General features: G+C 61.9%; 20 protein-coding genes. 4 read left to right on the top strand and 16 right to left on the bottom strand.

The annotated features are described in order from the left end of the window. Window positions 1-30: 30 nt before the first annotated feature. The 13 genes from sctO to LV28_RS43145 are packed head-to-tail and all read right to left on the bottom strand — an operon-like array spanning window position 31 to window position 9,084. Window positions 31-522: a type III secretion system stalk subunit SctO gene (gene sctO / locus LV28_RS43205; RefSeq protein WP_023597377.1), complete on the bottom strand. Its 492-nt coding sequence runs from the start codon at window positions 520-522 to the stop codon at window positions 31-33. Between the two features lie 40 nt (window positions 523-562). Next, complete coding sequence (gene sctN / locus LV28_RS43200; RefSeq protein ID WP_023597376.1) at window positions 563-1,894, bottom strand: type III secretion system ATPase SctN; 1,332 nt, start codon at window positions 1,892-1,894, stop codon at window positions 563-565. Further along, window positions 1,891-2,574 (bottom strand): HrpE/YscL family type III secretion apparatus protein, encoded by a 684-nt coding sequence (locus LV28_RS43195; protein ID WP_052408632.1) that lies wholly within the window; start codon window positions 2,572-2,574, stop codon window positions 1,891-1,893. The genes sctN and LV28_RS43195 overlap by 4 nt, the downstream gene beginning before the upstream one ends. Further along, complete coding sequence (locus LV28_RS48860) at window positions 2,562-3,227, bottom strand: hypothetical protein (RefSeq protein ID WP_038620134.1); 666 nt, start codon at window positions 3,225-3,227, stop codon at window positions 2,562-2,564. Before LV28_RS48860 ends, LV28_RS43195 begins: the two co-directional genes overlap by 13 nt. Then, on the bottom strand, window positions 3,227-4,030 hold the full coding sequence (gene sctJ, locus LV28_RS43185; protein ID WP_023597373.1) for a type III secretion system inner membrane ring lipoprotein SctJ: 804 nt from the start codon (window positions 4,028-4,030) through the stop codon (window positions 3,227-3,229). Before sctJ ends, LV28_RS48860 begins: the two co-directional genes overlap by 1 nt. Beyond that, window positions 4,027-4,446, bottom strand: a complete 420-nt coding sequence (gene sctI / locus LV28_RS43180; RefSeq protein ID WP_038620136.1) for a type III secretion system inner rod subunit SctI — start codon at window positions 4,444-4,446, stop codon at window positions 4,027-4,029. Before sctI ends, sctJ begins: the two co-directional genes overlap by 4 nt. A gap of 10 nt (window positions 4,447-4,456) precedes the next feature. Beyond that, on the bottom strand, window positions 4,457-4,870 hold the full coding sequence (locus LV28_RS43175) for a tetratricopeptide repeat protein (protein ID WP_023597371.1): 414 nt from the start codon (window positions 4,868-4,870) through the stop codon (window positions 4,457-4,459). After that, entirely contained in the window at window positions 4,867-5,355 is a 489-nt protein-coding gene (locus LV28_RS43170; protein WP_023597370.1) for a hypothetical protein, read from the bottom strand. The genes LV28_RS43175 and LV28_RS43170 overlap by 4 nt, the downstream gene beginning before the upstream one ends. A gap of 6 nt (window positions 5,356-5,361) precedes the next feature. Next, entirely contained in the window at window positions 5,362-6,357 is a 996-nt protein-coding gene (locus LV28_RS43165; RefSeq protein ID WP_023597369.1) for a hypothetical protein, read from the bottom strand. A gap of 41 nt (window positions 6,358-6,398) precedes the next feature. After that, the gene (gene sctE, locus LV28_RS43160; protein WP_038620138.1) at window positions 6,399-7,583 is read right to left on the bottom strand and encodes a type III secretion system translocon subunit SseC family protein; all 1,185 of its coding nucleotides are present in this window, start codon (window positions 7,581-7,583) and stop codon (window positions 6,399-6,401) included. Continuing rightward, window positions 7,580-8,104, bottom strand: a complete 525-nt coding sequence (locus LV28_RS43155) for a SycD/LcrH family type III secretion system chaperone (RefSeq protein WP_023597367.1) — start codon at window positions 8,102-8,104, stop codon at window positions 7,580-7,582. Before LV28_RS43155 ends, sctE begins: the two co-directional genes overlap by 4 nt. Then, window positions 8,101-8,721, bottom strand: coding sequence for a hypothetical protein (locus LV28_RS43150; protein WP_115344485.1), 621 nt, complete (start codon window positions 8,719-8,721; stop codon window positions 8,101-8,103). Before LV28_RS43150 ends, LV28_RS43155 begins: the two co-directional genes overlap by 4 nt. A gap of 48 nt (window positions 8,722-8,769) precedes the next feature. Beyond that, window positions 8,770-9,084, bottom strand: a complete 315-nt coding sequence (locus LV28_RS43145) for a hypothetical protein (RefSeq protein ID WP_023597365.1) — start codon at window positions 9,082-9,084, stop codon at window positions 8,770-8,772. A 217-nt stretch (window positions 9,085-9,301) separates the two neighbouring features. Here LV28_RS43145 and LV28_RS43140 point away from each other — a divergent pair, with 217 nt between their 5' ends. The 4 genes from LV28_RS43140 to LV28_RS43125 all read left to right on the top strand — a co-directional run bounded on the left by LV28_RS43140 (window position 9,302) and on the right by LV28_RS43125 (window position 13,215). Then, the gene (locus LV28_RS43140; RefSeq protein WP_038620142.1) at window positions 9,302-11,086 is read left to right on the top strand and encodes an inositol phosphate phosphatase SopB; all 1,785 of its coding nucleotides are present in this window, start codon (window positions 9,302-9,304) and stop codon (window positions 11,084-11,086) included. A gap of 18 nt (window positions 11,087-11,104) precedes the next feature. Further along, window positions 11,105-11,497 (top strand): hypothetical protein, encoded by a 393-nt coding sequence (locus LV28_RS43135; RefSeq protein WP_038620143.1) that lies wholly within the window; start codon window positions 11,105-11,107, stop codon window positions 11,495-11,497. 42 nt (window positions 11,498-11,539) lie between these two features. After that, complete coding sequence (locus tag LV28_RS43130) at window positions 11,540-12,214, top strand: response regulator transcription factor (protein ID WP_058371691.1); 675 nt, start codon at window positions 11,540-11,542, stop codon at window positions 12,212-12,214. 290 nt (window positions 12,215-12,504) lie between these two features. Continuing rightward, window positions 12,505-13,215: a hypothetical protein gene (locus tag LV28_RS43125; protein WP_147291611.1), complete on the top strand. Its 711-nt coding sequence runs from the start codon at window positions 12,505-12,507 to the stop codon at window positions 13,213-13,215. Window positions 13,216-13,232: 17 nt separating this feature from the next. Here LV28_RS43125 and LV28_RS49025 read toward each other — a convergent pair whose 3' ends face one another. The 3 genes from LV28_RS49025 to LV28_RS43110 form a co-directional block, all read right to left on the bottom strand. Further along, window positions 13,233-13,631: an ankyrin repeat domain-containing protein gene (locus LV28_RS49025; RefSeq protein ID WP_058371689.1), complete on the bottom strand. Its 399-nt coding sequence runs from the start codon at window positions 13,629-13,631 to the stop codon at window positions 13,233-13,235. Window positions 13,632-14,016: 385 nt separating this feature from the next. Further along, window positions 14,017-15,426: a Ulp1 family isopeptidase gene (locus LV28_RS43115; RefSeq protein WP_115344486.1), complete on the bottom strand. Its 1,410-nt coding sequence runs from the start codon at window positions 15,424-15,426 to the stop codon at window positions 14,017-14,019. Between the two features lie 16 nt (window positions 15,427-15,442). Beyond that, the gene (locus LV28_RS43110; RefSeq protein ID WP_081326939.1) at window positions 15,443-17,245 is read right to left on the bottom strand and encodes an NEL-type E3 ubiquitin ligase domain-containing protein; all 1,803 of its coding nucleotides are present in this window, start codon (window positions 17,243-17,245) and stop codon (window positions 15,443-15,445) included. Window positions 17,246-17,409: the final 164 nt, after the last annotated feature.

The following is a 17,409-nucleotide window of genomic DNA, read 5'->3' as shown; positions in this document are numbered from 1 at the left end:
GCCCGGCTTCTTGTTGAATGTCGTGCTGGCTCAGTTGTCCGCGGAACGCTCGGCCGCGTGGCGGCCAAAGATGACATTTGCACTTTCTTCCAGTTCGGTTTCCTCGCCGCGCTCCCGTTGCACGGTGATCTCTTCGTTCAGTGTCGCGAGTATCTGCACGTATTTCTCGACCTTGCGCATGGCGCTTTGCAGATCTTGCCGGGCCTGATCGAGCTGTTCATCGCACTGCGCGAGATGTGCGCTGCATTCGTGGATGACGTCGTCCTGGCGAGTCTGCGCTTCATGCATCTGTGCCACCGAAGCACATACGTTCTGGATGTCGGTCAACTTCACGATGCGGGCACACAGGTCCGCGTACATCGCCTTCTCACGACGGGTGTGCTCGATCTCCAGGGTGCGCAGCGCTTCGGTTTCCTCCTGCACCGCTCTGGCCGCCTGTGCCTGAGCGATCCGGGAGCGGCTGACCTCGCGCTCCGCCTTCGATTCCCGGTGGCGTTTGATGATCAATATCTCGTTCAGCATCGAATCCTCGGACGACGTGTCATGCCATCATTTCGGGCGGTTACCTGCCGAACGCGATGTCGTCGAGTTTCGAAATCGAGGCATCCAACGTTTCGAACTCGTCGGTGCGCTGTCGCAGAAATCCACGCATCGCGTCGTGCTTTGCGATGGCTTCGTCGGCAATGGCGTCCGCGCCTGGCTGGTATTCGCCGATCTTCACCAACAGCTCGATTTCCGCGTACTTCGCCAACAATTCACGGAACTTGCCGGCCGCTTTCAGGTGAGCGGGATCAGCCACTGCACTCATGACACGGCTTGCCGAGGCCAGTACGTCGATGGCCGGATAATGGTTCGCGGCAGCCAGCTTGCGCGACAACACGACATGGCCGTCCAGAATCGAACGTGTCTCGTCGGCCACCGGTTCGGTCATGTCATCGCCTTCGACCAGCACCGTGTACATTGCGGTAATCGAGCCCTTGTCATTCATGCCCACGCGCTCCATCAGGCGGGGCAAAGTGGCAAAGACGGAGGGTGGGTAACCGCGGCGCGTCGGAGGTTCCCCCGCCGCGAGACCAATTTCACGCAAGGCACGGGCGAAGCGCGTGACCGAGTCCATGAGGAAGAGGACTTTCTTGCCCTGATCCCGATAGAACTCGGCAATGGCGGTAGCGACATAGGCCGCCTTGGCGCGCTCCATCGACGATTTGTCGGACGTTGCGCAGACAATGACGGCACGCGCCCGACCTTCCGGACCGAGCTCGTTCTCGATGAATTCCCTGACTTCGCGTCCGCGCTCGCCGATCAGCGCAATAACCGTGACATCGACGTCTGCGCCTTTGACGAGCATTCCCATCAACGTCGACTTGCCCCCCCCGGCCGCCGCAAAAATGCCAATGCGCTGCCCCTCCCCGCAGGTCAGAAGACCGTCGAGCGCGCGCACGCCGAGCTTGAGCGGGCGGTCGATGATGCGGCGGCGCAAGGGGTCAGGGGCGTCCGCGTAGACGGGGTAGTACGTGTCGGGCACCAGGGCGCCCTCGGTTGCGATGTCCAGCGGTTGCCCAAGACCGTCGAGTACGCGCCCGAGCAGGCCGTTACCTACCGGCACCATGTGGGCCCGGCCGGTGGGCACGACTTCAGTCGCCGCCGAGATGCCGTAGAGCTCGCCGATTGGCGTGAGCAGCGCTGCCTCGCGGGTAAGGCCGACGACCTCGGCCTTGAGCGCTTCCGCTTCCCCGGGATTTCTGAGCAGGCATACCTCTCCGATCTTCACGGTGGGCACCACGGCTTTGATGATCGTCCCCACGACCTGCGTGACCCGCCCGCGTACCTGAAGCAGCGTGGCGTCCTGCAACGCAAGGCTCATCAGGTCGAGAATGTAGTCGTACTGCCTCATGAGGTGGCGCGCTCGACGGCAGGTTCGCGGTCGTTGCCCAGCACACGCTCGAACACTTTCTTCATGGCGTTGAGCTGGCCTTCGAGCGACGCCTCCACAAAGCCCATCTCGGATTCGAGCATGCACGCGTCGGGCGCGATGCGAGAGTCGGCGACCAGGTCGATGTATCCAGTGCCCGGGTAGGCGACCAGCAGATCGTTGAGGTGGGCCTGAACGGCATCGATCTGGCCCGGATTCAGGCGCAGCGTCATTTGCTTCTGGTTGCGCACGACGGACAGCACGCTGCGGGTGACGGCGAGCACGCGCGCCCCATCGGGGGCATCGAGCGTGATGCGGCGCACCGCGTCGGTAACGAGCGCGACAACACGCTGCTCCACATTCTCGAAGTAATCGACCGTACGCCCGACAACTTCGATCATTCGTTCCGCCTGCTCCTCGCGAGCGAGCGCCAGGCCATCTTCGTAGCCGCGACGCCGTTCCGCTTCATAGGCCGCCTGGCCGGCGCGGGCAAGACGTGCGGCTTCGTCACGCGCCGAGGCGAGTGCCGACTGGGCATCAGCGAAGGTTTGCACCATTTCGCGGGGAATGACGCCGGTATGCGTGCCGATCCGCACGGGCGCCACCGATTCATCCGCATCATCGCGCCTTTCGGCGCGCAGGACCGGTATCAGGAAAACCATGAACTGTTCAACTCCTTGGCGAGCGCAAGACATATGGGCCACAGCACCTCTGCCGGCGGCACCGTATGGTTTTCGGTGTCAGGGGGCGCGGGCAGGCGCAGGCGGCCACGCCAGGCGAGCGCGGGCGGGAGCGCTTCGAACGATCTCTGAAGACACGCCAGGCCTCCCGGCATCAGACAAGCCGCGATCTGCTCGTTCGACCATTCCTGTGTGTCATCGAGCACGAGCGGGTCGTCCAGCAACGGACGGCGAGCAAATTGCAGGGCGTCGGGGCCTGCCAGATCCAGTACGACTTCCAGTTGCGAACGTTGCACCCGCCGGGCCAGCGCCCGTGCCAAGCGTCTGGCCCCGAGGTATGCGGCCATGCGGCGCCATGTGTTCTCCGACTGGCTGGCATAGCGCAAGGCCTCACCATCGACCAGCGCCACCTTGCCATCGGTCTGCCGGAAGTGTTGCAGCAGCCGGCGGGACCACAGGACCCCATCGTGTGCGGGTATCGCCGTGGTGCATTCGAGCGGCACGGCCAGCGCCTGCGAGATACGCTCAGGTATTGCCTGCGCGGCCGGGCAGTGAAGGAAGGCCATGAGCGCCGGGATGTCATCGGGCGACCGTTTGGCGATCGACTGCCATTGGGCATCGGTCAACGTGGGCACTATTGCGCCTCGGCGCTTGCGGATTTGGCACGGCGCCCGGGCAGGCGTGCCGCCAGTGTTTCGAGAAAGCGGTCCCATCGCCTGCCGATGAGCACATACGTCAGAGCGCCGGCCGAAGCAAGGGCCACGAGCGCCAGACCGGCAATTAGCGCCAGCATGGCGCCCGACGTGCCCGACGCGTTCTGGGCCGCGGGCGTCACCGTGCGTGTGATGGGGGCGGCAGGCACGAGAATGAACGAGACCTTGTCGGCGGACAGTCCGGGAATACTGTTGGACACGAGCTTGCGCAACTGCGGCTGCAACGTGTCGACGGCGACATCGTCGCGATACTTGATGAATACGGCCGCCGACGACGGTGTGACGGCTTCATCTTTGCCGATCCGCTCGGGAAGCACGATATGAACGCGCGCGGTAAGCACGCCATCGATCTTGGTGAGCGTGAAGGCGAGTTCCTGGGACAAGGCATACAGATAGCGGGCGCGTTCCTCGAGCGGCGACGAAATCAATCCGTCCTTGCGAAACACCTGACCGATACTCACGTACGGGTCGCGAGGCAGTCCTTGCGCGTGCAACGCCGACATGGCGGAAGCGACCTGCGATGGGTCCACGTTGACCGTAAAGCCTTCCTTGTTCGCGCGCTTCTCGGCATTGATCCCCGCGTTGAGCAGCGTGCTCAGAATCTCGTTGGCATCGTTTTCGGGAAGTGCGGACAGCAATTCCACGCGAGACGTGCAGGCTACAGCGGTGGCCAGCAGTAAGGCGACTGCGCCCAGACGGGCGCGCGAAATGGCAGTGGACATCATTGCATGCGCAAAAGTTGATCGAGCTGTTGCGGCGCCTTGCCGGTAATCTTTCCGAGCATTTCCACCTGCAGGGAGAAGCGCGCAATGTCTGCCTGAAGTTGCAATACGCCGGTCATTGACAGCCCCGGATACGTGGACAGAGCGGTGAGCGTTGCGTTCTGGTGCCGAAACGAGTCCGATACGCTCTGAAGGCCCGCCAGCACGCGATCACCAAATACCGACGGCGTATTCCCGGCGGCGCTGACGGTCGCCGCATTGCGGGCGGCGTCGACGGGGGCTGGCGCACTCACGTCCGGTTGCGAAAGCGCGCTACGGAACTGGAGGACCGCCGCGCCATCGGCAGGAGCGGTCGGAAGGGCGGCCGCCGCCACCGGTTCGGCCGACGTCGCAGTGATCGCACTGATCGCTGATGTCATCGCATGGCTCCTAATGAGTCGAGTAAGAGGGGATTGGCTGGAGAAGCAGCGCGCGAGCCAGACGCTTGTCCTGTTGGCCGATATCCCGGCGACGCACAACGCGGTTGAGCATGGCTGTGCTGTGCGTGCGGCGATCGTTCAGAAGCAAGGCCATGCCGAGATGCGTTTGAATCGCGGCATTGTTGGGAAACCGCCGGTCCGCTTCCTCGAGCAACTTGACGGCGTCTGCCGCCCGACCGCCGCTCATCAGCGCGAGAGCCAGTCCGATATAAGGAAAATCGACATCCGGACGCAGCTCGCAGAGCGCCGCGAACAACTGTCGGGCGCGGTCCGGATCGCGGCGACCAATGGCCACTACCGCGATTTCGGTGAGCAGACGCACTTCATCGCTCGCAAGCTCGAGGTTCTGGGTTTCGCGTTTCATTGCTGTTGCCCGCTGACGATGAGGTCGACCATGGCGTTGACACGCTCGAGCAGGGCCCCATGTTCCGGGATGTCAGTGCACGCGTCCTGAACCTCGTAGAGCACGGACGCCGCCTGCGCACGCTGATCCAGCGCGAGGTGGCACTCCGCGATGCACACACCCAGTTCGGGTGTCACGTCGCCGAAAGCTACGCACATCGAAAAGGTGTTCAGGGCTTCGTAGCTTTGCCCTCGGAGGAACTGAACACGTCCGAGCGCTCTCAAGTAGGTCGTGTTGGTGGGCGCCCACTGCGCGAGCAGCAGGAAATAGCGATGCGCCTTTGCGAGCTTCTGCACCGAGAGCAACTGATAGGCCAGGGCATAGACCGTCGCCAGAAGATGCGGGTTGTGCGCGGCACGCGTCGTTTCCCGCTCGAGCGTTTGACGGACCATCGCCATGTCCTCGTGGGACACGGCGATTCCGTACCGACCAATGATGTCGGACATGGCGGATCAGGCGATGTTCGCATTGACGCGGCGCTGGGCTTCCAGGGGCGTCATCAGCAGGGACTTGAGGTCTTCGTCGAGGCTTCGGATGACATCACTCTCCGACTGCATCGATTCCGACGATTGGGATGACAGGGCTTCGCCTCGTTTGGCCGCCGTTTCCTGATCGGCACGGCGTGCATCGGCCATCTGCGATTCATATTGCATCGGCGCTGACCCGAGCCCACCGATGCCTTGCCCGGATGCCCCAACGCCCTGCGAAACGTTGTTCCAATGCGCAGCCTTCCCGTGCGCCAGCGACGAGCCGTCTTCAAGATTTGCCAGCGTCTTGGCCGACGCGCATTTGAGGCTCGGGTCGGCTTCGATCTTCGCGCTGAGGTCCGACGCCTTGCGGCCGAGGCTGATCTCCGTCTTTGTCATGCGCAACGCACCCGCGGACATGCCCATCTGCGCGGCGCCCGCAGCCACCTGAGTGACGCTCTGTGTCATGCTGGCGGCGAACTGCATCTTCGCCGAACTCCGAATTTCTTCGGCGGCGCTCTGCAATCCCTGAATCTGCACCGTGAAGCCGGCGGTACGTTGCATCCGGTCCCACGATTTCTGCGCCTGCATCATGTTCTTCAGCGTGACGATCACGGCGGCGAAGCTCAAGGGCTCCTTGGGCAAAGTGTCGACCGCGGCACTCACGTTCGGCGAGTCGAGCGTGATCTCGGGCGCAGGCACATAACGCAGATGGTTGATCTGGATGCCAAGAAAGGTGCGTTTCCCGGATTCGGCGGAACCGTGAGGCAGTGAGCTCTCGGAGAGCGTGGCGTCCGAGAGCTCGGACGTCGCCGCGGTGCGCGACGTGTCGCTCACCCCGGTGAGCGCGCGTGCAGCGTGGTTGCCATGATGGCCATGGGAGCGCGGCTTGGTGCCGTTCTGCTTGTCGTGCTCCTGCGCAGCAATATCTGCCATTCTGGCCGAGAGTGCGGTGTTCTTTCGTTCGTTGATCGTATTCATGGAACATTCCTCGAAGATGGGGCGTTCGTGCGAGCGCGGCGTTACGCAAGATTGGCGCTAAGTTGCGAGCTCATCTCGCCAGAGGTCTTGATCAGGTTTGACATGTCTTCGCACATTCTCGGACGCAGACCCATGTAGGTTTCGATGATCTCTTTGTTGTTCTGATCGAGTTGCGCGAGTTGTTTGAGTGCGACAGCCAGTTCGGCGAGCTGGGCCTCGAACTCCGAGGCGTCGCGCCTGTTCAGTGCCACGGAAATACCGACGCCGCCGTTGGCGACTGACAACCCGCCCTGCGCGATGCCGTAGGCGGCCTTGGCGATATCGACGCTTCGCAGTACCGCCGCTGAGATCTTCTGGCTGATCTGCGCGGCCATGGCACCGGCCGCGGTGCCGCCTGAAGCAACGGTCATGGCGATGGCGACAGCGATGGTGACGGCAACGGACACCGCCGCCTGGATCGCCATCACGGTTGTATCGTTTGCCCCCGCGAGACTGGCGGCACCGCCCGCCATGTCGCCGATGGCGTCGGGCGCCACGATGAGCCCCATGACCGTCAGGGCCATGCCCACGCCCACGGCGATCTTGGCGATGTCCTGTGCGTCCTTTTCCGACATGCCCATGCCCACCAGCGCGTCCGTTACGCCGACCTGCATGGCTTTGGTCATCGAGAAATCGAAGGTGCCTTCGGCCATCTGCTTGCCGGATCCATACACGGCGGCGGCCAACAGAGGGGCGGTGGCGCCCAGGGTGAGCACCGTGGCAAATGTCAGTGCAGCCATGCCGATCACGTAGCCGATGCCACTGAAGATCTTGTTAAAGATCTTCAGAATCGGGTTGTTGTTCTTTTCCGCGGCCTCTGCGTTCTTTCGGCGCATTTCCGCGACTTTCTGCTCGCGCTCGGCATTCTGCGAATTGCGCCGCTTCGTGGCAAGGCACATGTCGGTGGCGGCGCTTTGCACCATCACGTCCGACGTCTTCGACAGCATGGAGGTCAGCATCAACGCGAGACCGTCCGCCGTGGTGGCAAACACTGCCTCCGGTATCTCGGGCACAGACGGATCGCCGAGTCCGGGGACCGAACTGCCGGCATCCTTCCCGACGGTCAACCCCGCCTTGTTTCCCGGTTGGGATTCGCCGTCGCGCTTTTGCGCGGACTTGACGTCGGCGCTGCGCCTGTAACGCGACACTGCGTCGCGACTGTTATTCGATTCGTTGATTGAACTCACGTTCGTTCTCCTTGCCGGTCGGCATTCAACAAACTGCGCAGGGCTTCGGCGCGTGATACCAGCGCCGGGTCTTGCGGGGTTTGGGCGTGAAGCGCCAACAACGCGTCCAGGCACTCGAGCGCCGTGGCGCGGTCCCCGCTTCGGGCAAAACACTCGGCCATGGGAACGATGACGGATGTGTCGTCGATGTCATAGCCGAGCGCCAGACCGTAGAACTTGATCGCGTCCGTGTACTTGCCGAGCGCTTGCAGTGCGCCCGCCAATGCGTGGAGGTAACGACGATCAAGGTGATCGTGCTGAACAAGAAACGCAAATATGTCGTGCGCCGCCTGGTATCTCGCGTTGCGATAGTGCGCATAGCCCACGGAATACAGCGCGTCCATTTCTTGCTGTGTGTACCCGCACAAGTCGCCGAACGTGCCGAACGACTCGAAATGCGCCAGGATTCGCATGGCGGCGCTCGTCGCCGCGTCGGTTCCCGAAGCGGACTCATCGACGCTGGCGAGGGAGGGCGGGTTCATGCGCCAATGTTCCGAGTAATGCTGGACTTGGTGTCGTAGACCTTCTTCTGAACGTTGCTCCCCTGCTCCATGGCATTCGTTGACTTGTTCAGGAATTGCTGCAGGTAGATGCTGTCGGTCGACGTGGTACTCGTCAGGCTGTCGATCTGATTGGAGATCTGGCTCAACCAGTCATTCATCTGATCGAACGTGGCGTCAGACACGTGTGAGCTGTCCGGACCACGAGTGCCACCGTCCTTGGGGACGAAACCTGCTGCCGCCAGATCGGTCTTCAACTTGAGCGAATCGTAGAAGAGGGTGTCTTGCTTGCCCCACTCGGCGGTGTAAAGGGTGGGGTCGTAAACCCCCTTCGGCAGGGACGACAGCGGCTCGAAATCGGTGCCGGTCTTATTGTTCGGGTTGCAGGCCTGCAGGCGGGTCTTGAGCATGCGCAGTTCGTTGATCTGCTTGTTACGCGACTGCATCCCCTCTGCCTGGTTGATCATGAGCGCCGTGTTGGTGTCGCTGGTCTGCAGCGCAACGGCGGTGTAGATGTAACCCACATCGGCAGTGCCAAAGTCAATTGAATAGTTCGAAGCGGGGGAAGCCGCGGATGTTGCGGAAGTGGCGGTCGGCATTGATGACTCCTGTCGGGTTGAAAGTGAACGGCTACGAACTAGTTCGCCTCAGACTTTGGCGAACCGGTGAATTCGTTTCATTCGGGGGCGTCCGGGGGATGACTGGGATGGCGACGGCTTCGTTGCCTGTGCAGCGATCAAGGCCTCGGCATTGGCCTTGGCCTCTTCCACATGGGCACGCTCGACGGCCATTGCGGCTGCCAGTACGTGGGGAGGAAACGCTCGTGCCAACTCCTCGTCGTAGTGCTCGACGGAGAATCCGAAGGCGCGTCGCATGGCATCTGCCCTGTCTTTCAGGGCGAACGCCTGCTCGATGAGCGCTTCTGAGCGGCTCAGGATGTAGTCGATTTCTTTATCGGTCATTTTGGTTGCAAGGACGCCGGAGGCGCCCTGGCTTATCTGGTCTCGCTCGCTATGTAACGGACCGCCGGTTCGGGTTCCAGCGTCTGCGAAATTTTTTGTGGGAACGCCGGGTTTTCCATGGTTACTCAGTCCAGGAGCCGGATGAGCGCTGTGCCTGCGGGGCGGTGTTCGAGATCGGCCGATGAACAGAAACTGAATCGAACCGGGGAATCGCACTATGACGACAAGCAATTCGGTGAATGGCGCAGGAAGCCTGAATATCTCGCTGTTCAGCGCGTTCGCGGCAGCTGCCCTCAAGACGGCCAAGGGGATCCTGAATGGCCGCACCGTGATGCACGGGGACAAGAGAATCGAGCCGCGAGCCGGTTCGCCAAAGCCGCCTGCCACAACGTCGCGCACAGTGACAGAACGGACTTCAATCGGTGACGCTGGTCAGGTAAAACCCAAGGCAACGGTGTGGCGTCACGGCAAGATCCCCGGGTACGAGACGATCAAGACGGCGGTTGTTCAGATCGATGAGCCACAGGTGCGCGAGTCGGCGCCCGACGTGGCGACCCCCGCCGCATTGCCGTCGCCGGGGAAAGCGGTTTCCACCCGCGACATCTCCAGACTCAAGGAACTCAACCATTGGCGTCACGAGGTCGCCCTGGCCGTCGCCAAGAACGCGAAGCTCGATCTCTCCAAGTTTCCATTGACGCCGGAGCCAGTGCTCGCCGGCGGCGAGCGACATGCGACACAGCGGGAAATTGCTCAGGGCGCCGCGTATCCCGGGCGACTCATCAAAGACCTGATCAACGCGGGAATGGGGCGTCGCGAAGCGCAGGAGGCATTCCACAGGATGGCCATCCATCAGCTGAACCATCGCGAATGGCCGGTGCTCTCCCGGGCGCTCAACTTCGATGACGGCACATTTACTTCCGTGCAAACGCCTGCGGCGCATCTCACACCGCTCAAGGGCGGCTATCAGGCGTCCGGCGTCAACGGCATTTGCTCGTCCGAGCGCGACCGGAACGATCACGCCGTCAACCTGATGCAGACCCGTCTGGTCGACAACGATGGCAAGGAACTCTTCGCCGGTGTGCGCTCTGCGACGATCGGTGCCGACATCAAGGACGCCGCGGGACGCAAACACGCGTCGCACGTGCGGGCGGGCGAAACGATCAAAGCGGCGCTGGATCTGCGGCCGGACCTGGTCGCAGCGGCAAAAGCCGGAAAGGTGCCGGTATTGCGCATGACGTCGACATCGCTCATGAGCCCGTCACGTATTGCAACCAAGGAGGCCGCATATCTCAAGACGCAAGTGGATGCCTGGCAGGAGATCAATCAAGCGTCTCAGAAGAACGGATACATCTTCGTGCAGGGTTTTGGTGACTCGCCCATCCGCGTCAAGGTGGAGATCCTCCCATTCAGCGTCGGGGTGAACTCGTTCGCTTTTCTCGGACCGTCAAGCTTGCAAGGGCTTATCGGTGGATGGGATACGTCCGACCGCATCAACGACGCGTCGCTCGGTACGCTGATGGGGTGGACACAGGACTTTTTGCGAAGCAATCCGCAGAGCGAGCACTTCGATCGGGTCATCACGCTGCGCCGGGAGATCCGGGAGATTGTGGATAACAAGCTGCATCACCAGGACGGCGGTGACCCCTACAAGCTGGCGTCCCGGTTGCAGGAGCTCGCCTATCGGATCGGTGCGGTGCCGGCCTTCAACTGCAAGAGCGGGAAGGACCGCACCGGGCAGTGTGACGTCGAGGTCAAGTCGGCCATCATGCTTGAGCGCATGAAGAAGGGCGACGCACCCAAGCCCAATGCGGTGCTCACCCCGCACCAACAGAACGTGTTGCGGACGACGCAACTCGAGAGCGGCACGCTGGAGATTACAAAGAGCAATACCGGCGCCATGGGACTGATGATCAACTCGGGCGGGCCCTTCGCCGCTTCCAATGCCAAGCGAACTGGCGCCGGTGGCGAGGAAGATGGACTGGCGCGCGCACTTCACGACTAACAAAAAAGGGGGGAATCAATGTTCAGTTCGGCATTCCACGAAGTCGCTCAGGGAATTTACGAAGCGGAATCGGCGGACTATTGGCCAGACGAAGCCGAAGACGAGGAAATGCAGTTGTTCCTGAGCTGCGGCACCGCCTTGATACTCAGCGAGCCCGAGTACGAACTCATCGAGATTCGGGCACCGTTGGTGATGCCGCCTGCGGAGGGCGTATCGAAGCTCCTGACGCTGGCCAGCGTTCATATGCCGTCGCACGACGTCGAAATCATCGACGTCGACGATACGCTGGCCGTAGCAGGGATTCGCCTGGATATGCGCATCATGTCTGCCGAGCGTGGCGTGAATGTCGGACTGACATTTCGCAATTTCGTCGAAACGTGCTGGCAGGACGAATTGAGCGCCGACGGCTGAGATGGGGCCGTGGAGGGGCCTCTGGTACCGATCAACCCGGAAATGCTCGATTCCATGAAGACGATACTCTTGTTGGACGATCACGCCATGGTCCGTGAGGCGTTCGCCGCCGTGATTCGCGAACGCATGCCGCACGCACGGCTACTCCTGATGCCGACGTCGGTCCAGGCGTTGATTCTCATGAGCCGCATTGCAAGCATCGACGTCATCGTCACTGACTACCACATGCCCGGGATCGAAGGGGCCGAGTTGCTCCGCCGCATTGCGGCGGAGCGCCCTGACGTTCCGATCGTTGTCATGTGTTCGACGTGCCGTCAAGCGGATGTCGACGATGCCTTCGCTTGCGGCGCCGCAGCCGTGATTCATCAATCGTCGAACGGCAGCGTCTTCATTGACACGCTACGGCGGGTGCTTGCCGGAGAGCGGTGCATCTCGGCCGGAGACTGGGATGCTCCCCCCGCCGATCGCGGGGCACTGTGCGCTGAATGCGGCATGGCGCTTCTCACGCCGCGTCAGGCGGAAGTGCTGGCGCTCGTCGGCGAAGGCCTTCGCTTCAGTGAGATTGCCACGCGACTGTCAACCTCGGAAACCTCGATAAAGATGCACGTCTCTGCGATGCTGCGGCTGCTCGCCGTGTCGAATCGGACGCGAGCTGCCTCGGTACGCCAGGCGGCGCACCGGTTCGGCGCCGCTCACCCGATCGGCCGCGTTTCATGAGCCGGCTCGTGGAAGGCTGGCGATGGAAGATGCTGATCTCGCCCGGGAAGAAGCGGTGCGCCGGCGGCCGGGCGGCAGGACATACGGCCCTTATGCCGGTGTTCATCAAGACCCAGGGCGACACCCGTTGCGCGAGATCGGCCGGGCGCTCGCAACTGCATTCTCGAAACGTCCGCGCGGCCGTCCGCGTATTTCTGACGCACATGTTGCGGGAAGCAACGGCCATTCCGGAGTCGGGTCGGGGCAATGGCCAGGATGCGTGCCGGACGGCTCTCGACGTGATGGTCCGCATGCAACTGCGCGAGTGTGGCAATAACGGCCAGGTGTTTCACGCCGTGAAGGCGAACGTCTTGCAAACGCTGGGCAGCGCATCCTGGCAAGACCTGTTGGCGATGCGTGCCGGTATTGAAGCGATGCTCGCTTCGCACGGCATGCCGCTGGAGCCTTGCAGATCATGGTGGCTGAACGGCGTGATGGCGGTATTCGAGCCGCTACGCCGCGACCGTCGCGCAGCGCGCGAAAAGTGCCGCCAGGTTCTGCTGGTACAAATCCTTCGCGCGGTGCAGGCCACACTCATCCGGCAAATGCTTATCCGTTCGAATCGTCTGGCGTCGAGGCGCAGACGGTGGCACGAACATCTCAACGCGATTCAACGTCGCTCGGAGGTCTTGCGCAGTGTGGGGATTCACGCGATCCTGCATATCACCATGGCAACGCGCGACGTTACGCTCATGCGCATTCCATTCGCGGAATCGCTGACCAACGCAGTGGTGGAAGCCTGCGCCAACCCTCGCGCGTTGCCAATCTGTCGGGCCATCGATGGCTGGTATCTCGAGCGTACGATGACGCAGCCTGAAATTCAGGGATTATGGCTGCGCGCACTCGCGTTGTCCGAGCGCGGCGAGCGGATTCAACAATTGCTCGATCGACTGGACGCGCGGGCACATCGGCTTCATGCCGAACGCATGCGTGAGTGTGAGCGGCTCGCCGTGCCCGCTTGAGCCCGTCGATCCGGTGGTCAGTCGCGGGGCGTTCGGCGGGCAGCCGCCTGTGCCGCGCGCAACACGTGGCAGACGTCGTCAGCGCCCTTGCGCGCTGCATAGTCGAGCGGCGTGTAGCCACGTGCATCGCGGGCCCACGGACTGGCGCCTGCCCTGATCAATAGTTGCACGCATCCGAGATTGGACGTGCACGCCGCGAGGTGAAGCGGTGTGAGGCCGTCGTCAGTCGATGCCATGACATCCGCGCCCCGCGCTATCAGCCGATCCATCACCTGAGCGTCGGTACAGGCGAGATGGAGCGGTGTGAGCTTCCCCGGCGTGCGCGACGGCACCATCCGGGAGGCACTTGGCAAGGGATTGACGTCATAGGGGCCGGACGCCCATGACGACGCCGTTGAGACGTCGTCGAACGCCATGCCCGATCGCCGTGAATCCGAAATCCCCACGGCCCGTCGCGCCCTTCGCTTCATCGGTTGGGGCGGTTGCAATGATCGAATCAACGACAGCAGTCCTTCATCCACGGCCTCACGTAGCATCAATTCCAGCAATGGTCCCAGGCGTGGAGGGGAGGGACGCCACGATTGCGTATCGGTAACCGGTCGAAACGGGGGCGGTGTCAGATCGGCTGCCCTGTCTCGGTGGCGCCAGGCATTGAGCGCGCGAGGCGCTTCGGCAATCTCCGGCAGAGACGCGTAGCGGCGGCCGTCGGGCGCAGCGCTCACTGCGTCAGGCTGTGTGGGATCGGCTCCATACGCGTCGCGTGGCACCGGAAGAGGCGGGCATCGGCGCGACACTTTCATGTCAGAGACCCCGTAGGGCGTCGAGGGCGTCGGCGAGCAACTCACCACGTCGTCGCTGGATATCATGCGTTGCCGTTTGTGCTGTCCTTCGCGAGAGGGTTTCAATGTACAGATCCAGCGCCGTGATCCAGGTTTGAGCGCTCGTGTTGGACAGTTCCAAGGCGGCAGCCGCCATCAGGACCCCGCAGGCGTTAGGCGTGTCCCGCTGCAACGCTCCGCCAGTCAGCCGCGTTTGCTTCACGCCAAGTTTTATTAACGAGCCGAACAGTGCGTCATACGCCGCCTGGCGTTTGGGATTAGGTGATTTGGGGACAAGAGGCTGGCTGCCGGCAGAGGATCCCTCGGGTATCGCGTTCCGAGCGCCAGCGGCTTCCGGCGTCCCCGTATCGAACGCCAGGGCATGCGCATCGCACAGGTTCGAGTCGAACACCACGGCATGTGCGCCATCCCGTTGAATGATCAGAAGCGACCAGTGTTCTTGAAGGTTAATCGGTACAAAGGACAGGTCAGGCACGCGATCGCAGGTATAGACGTCTGCCGCCCCAACGTCAAAGCCTGCCGACTTGATGGCCTTTATTAGTGACTTCTGCGATACGTCCGCACTTTGGGCGGCTTCTCCAACATTGGTTGGACCGCTGATCTGGAGTGCGATAGCGTCGCGTCGGCTGGTACTGCTTCCATGAAAGCCTCGCCTGCTCAGATATGGGCCGATCTCATTGAACGTCACGAGACGGGTTTCGTTCCAAAGGAAATGGCTTTGTTCCTTGTCCGCCCAGGTCAAAAGTTTCGGTTCCTGTGCTTCAGGCGCCTCATCGCGAAAGTTGTACGGGGTGACGTCCGTCAGCGCCCATGCGTTGGTGTCCCGAGCCAGCGCCAGGTGAATCCGTGCCTCTTCTCGCAAGTCGCCTTTTTTTTGGGCATGGGAACCGGCCAGATACAGAATCTCAGGCGCATTGGTGAAGCGGAATTCATTGATGACATCGGCAAGCGTCTCGGTCGTTGGCGGGGCCGGCGTCGGCACATAGCCGTCGTCACTGAGATCCCGGTTGGCGATCAGACAATGGGTGAACTCGTGGGCGTATTGTTCGATCACCGGACGCAGCGATTCGTTGTCAAGTGCAACGCGCATCAGTGCCTTGCAAATGTATTCGCTGCATTTGTCGCCCCGAAGCATGCCGTTAAGCAGCACCGGAAGTGATTCCTCCCAATGACCCACCTGATCGCTGACGTTGGCGTCGCCCAACCACGTGATGTGCTCACGCGCCGCCATCGTCGCGGTTTGATGGTTCGAATGGCTCAGTCCCTCGAGCAGCCTATGCATGGCGGCTTCTCGCGGCGTTTGTTGCGTAGAAACGGATGGTTTCCCAGATGTCGGGCGCAGCAGTGGGGAAGCGGAAGTCGCGGCAACCATGATTCAGGTCCTCAGGTCAGGCGGAGATAGGGGAAGGGATGGGACCGCCGCGCGAAGTGGGAAGCGAATCGGGCGAGCGCAGCAATTCGTCGAGAAGGCGGTGGTGTAACTCGGACAGGGCTTTATTGCGTTCGTCGCTAAGCGCGTTCCACCGGCGCACCGATTCCCCGCTTGTCAGCATGTCGTTTGCCGCATTCAGTATGTCGGCCCGCTTGGCATATTCGGCTTCCACCTCTGCAAAAGCCACGGGATTCCGGCTGCGGACGTAGCCTTGCAGGGGCGCATACTGCGCAACGTGGGCTTGCATTTCGCTGCCGTCTTCAAGCGACATGAGTGTGGCGTAGGCCTGATCGATGTCCTCGCCGAGTGCACCATCGATCTCGCCGGCGAGTCTGGAGTGAATCACCATCTCCGTTCCTCCCGCGAACTCGATGCCTTTGGCTTGCAGGGCACGGCGATAGACAAGATAGACGGAAACCTGATCGGCGAACCCGTGGCTCGCGCTCGCGTCATCGACGCCTCCGTTCGCCTGCTCATGCCCCACGAGGAGCTTGGTAAGCGCTTCCTCACGGAAGTTTTGTTTGGCCAGACGTATCAGTTCGGAAACACTGATGTTCCCCGAAATCGCGTCCTGCTCGACCAATGCCATCTCGACCTGTTGGAGTGCAACCGCGACGTTGTCTTCACACGAGGTCAGCCCTTCGTCGATGATGCGGTATAACGTTGCGCGCAACGCATCCGAAGCGCGTTCGAAGCTTCGCAGTACCCGTTCGACGCGGGCTTCGAGGCGGTTTCGCGAATCGGGATGCCGGAATTCCGCGACATGGTGGAGCACATCCAGGAAATTGGCCAGCGTATCGGCATGGGCGTCTGTCGAGATTTCCGACCACAGGCGAATGTCACGCCCGGCATACCAACCAAATACCTCCTCGCGGACATCCGAACCGGGAACAGATTCGTCGAGCGAAGCGTCGGCGCAAAAATCGAAGCGCGGTGCGTTCATGGCCATCACCGCCTCGATATCGCCCGGCGCGTACTGCGATGAACTCAGCAGTACCTCGCATTCCGGGGAGAGATTGGAGATGGCGCCGTGCAATGGGCGTATCTCCATGCCGCGCAGGTCGATATGGCGCAGTGGGCTGCCCGTAGGCATGCTGTCGGGAAGTGTTCGCAGCCGAGTATGGTTCACCTTCAGTTCCGCGAGTCGGGGATGTGAGAACACCTCGTCAGGGAGTGTAACGAGGCGATTTCCCTCAAGGTTGAGGAATGTCAGGTTTGGCCAGGTACTGATGGCGTCCGGCACCAGGTAAAGCCGGTTCATCGAGATGTCGACGTGTGTGAGCAATCGGCAATGCCGCATTGACTCGGGAAGTCGGTCCAGCCGATTGCCGGCAAGCAGGAGCTCCTTGATCTGGGGGCAATACAGCCCGATATCCGGCGGAAGCTCCGTGAGCCCGAGCTGAGAGAGGTCGAGCTTGAGTGCGAGCGTTTTTGCACAGGTGGCGATGATGCCCGCAGCCTCCTTGCGCTTTTCACCGGGCAGACCGGTCTCCGCGTTGGCCCATTGTTCAAGCGCAGCCATTTGCCCCTCGCTAAGGGGGACTTGAATTCGCGATAACGGCGGTGCCACGACATTGGTGCGATTGTTCAGCGGTGCGGCGCCGCTGCCCCCGGCCTGCATGGTGGCTGCGCGGCGTGAAGCCGATCGACCCAACGGAACCATCTCGATTTCATTGCGGACAGCGTGGGTCTCGACACCGCGCGATGACCGTTTTCGTGTGCCGCAACATGGAAACTTGATAAAGGAAGGCAGTTTCATAGGGCAAAGAGGAATTCTGATAACGCTTTAGTAACATCCAGCGAAACATTCGTTCCTGTCGTGCGTGTCTGATGGCCGCCGGGGCTTACGGAGCGGTCGCGAAGCCGCGGTAATATCGTGGCGGTCGTCGTGTGAGAGAACCATAAGGGGCACTTGGGTTACAC

It is taken from the genome of Pandoraea pnomenusa (genome assembly GCF_000767615.3).
GTDB classification, from domain to species: domain Bacteria; phylum Pseudomonadota; class Gammaproteobacteria; order Burkholderiales; family Burkholderiaceae; genus Pandoraea; species Pandoraea pnomenusa.
Note: the sequence above shows the minus strand (reverse complement) of the source record. Positions and strands in the feature narration are given on the sequence as shown.

Coding starts and splice junctions, on each gene's coding strand:
- sctO (WP_023597377.1), bottom strand. CDS start 522: ATGCTGAACGAGATATTGATCATCAAACGCCACCGGGAATCGAAGGCG.
- sctN (WP_023597376.1), bottom strand. CDS start 1,894: ATGAGGCAGTACGACTACATTCTCGACCTGATGAGCCTTGCGTTGCAG.
- LV28_RS43195 (WP_052408632.1), bottom strand. CDS start 2,574: ATGGTTTTCCTGATACCGGTCCTGCGCGCCGAAAGGCGCGATGATGCG.
- sctJ (WP_023597373.1), bottom strand. CDS start 4,030: ATGATGTCCACTGCCATTTCGCGCGCCCGTCTGGGCGCAGTCGCCTTA.
- sctI (WP_038620136.1), bottom strand. CDS start 4,446: ATGACATCAGCGATCAGTGCGATCACTGCGACGTCGGCCGAACCGGTG.
- LV28_RS43175 (WP_023597371.1), bottom strand. CDS start 4,870: ATGAAACGCGAAACCCAGAACCTCGAGCTTGCGAGCGATGAAGTGCGT.
- LV28_RS43170 (WP_023597370.1), bottom strand. CDS start 5,355: ATGTCCGACATCATTGGTCGGTACGGAATCGCCGTGTCCCACGAGGAC.
- LV28_RS43165 (WP_023597369.1), bottom strand. CDS start 6,357: ATGAATACGATCAACGAACGAAAGAACACCGCACTCTCGGCCAGAATG.
- LV28_RS43155 (WP_023597367.1), bottom strand. CDS start 8,104: ATGAACCCGCCCTCCCTCGCCAGCGTCGATGAGTCCGCTTCGGGAACC.
- LV28_RS43150 (WP_115344485.1), bottom strand. CDS start 8,721: ATGCCGACCGCCACTTCCGCAACATCCGCGGCTTCCCCCGCTTCGAAC.
- LV28_RS43145 (WP_023597365.1), bottom strand. CDS start 9,084: ATGACCGATAAAGAAATCGACTACATCCTGAGCCGCTCAGAAGCGCTC.
- LV28_RS43140 (WP_038620142.1), top strand. CDS start 9,302: ATGACGACAAGCAATTCGGTGAATGGCGCAGGAAGCCTGAATATCTCG.
- LV28_RS43135 (WP_038620143.1), top strand. CDS start 11,105: ATGTTCAGTTCGGCATTCCACGAAGTCGCTCAGGGAATTTACGAAGCG.
- LV28_RS43130 (WP_058371691.1), top strand. CDS start 11,540: ATGCTCGATTCCATGAAGACGATACTCTTGTTGGACGATCACGCCATG.
- LV28_RS43125 (WP_147291611.1), top strand. CDS start 12,505: ATGCAACTGCGCGAGTGTGGCAATAACGGCCAGGTGTTTCACGCCGTG.
- LV28_RS49025 (WP_058371689.1), bottom strand. CDS start 13,631: ATGGCGTTCGACGACGTCTCAACGGCGTCGTCATGGGCGTCCGGCCCC.
- LV28_RS43115 (WP_115344486.1), bottom strand. CDS start 15,426: ATGGTTGCCGCGACTTCCGCTTCCCCACTGCTGCGCCCGACATCTGGG.
- LV28_RS43110 (WP_081326939.1), bottom strand. CDS start 17,245: ATGAAACTGCCTTCCTTTATCAAGTTTCCATGTTGCGGCACACGAAAA.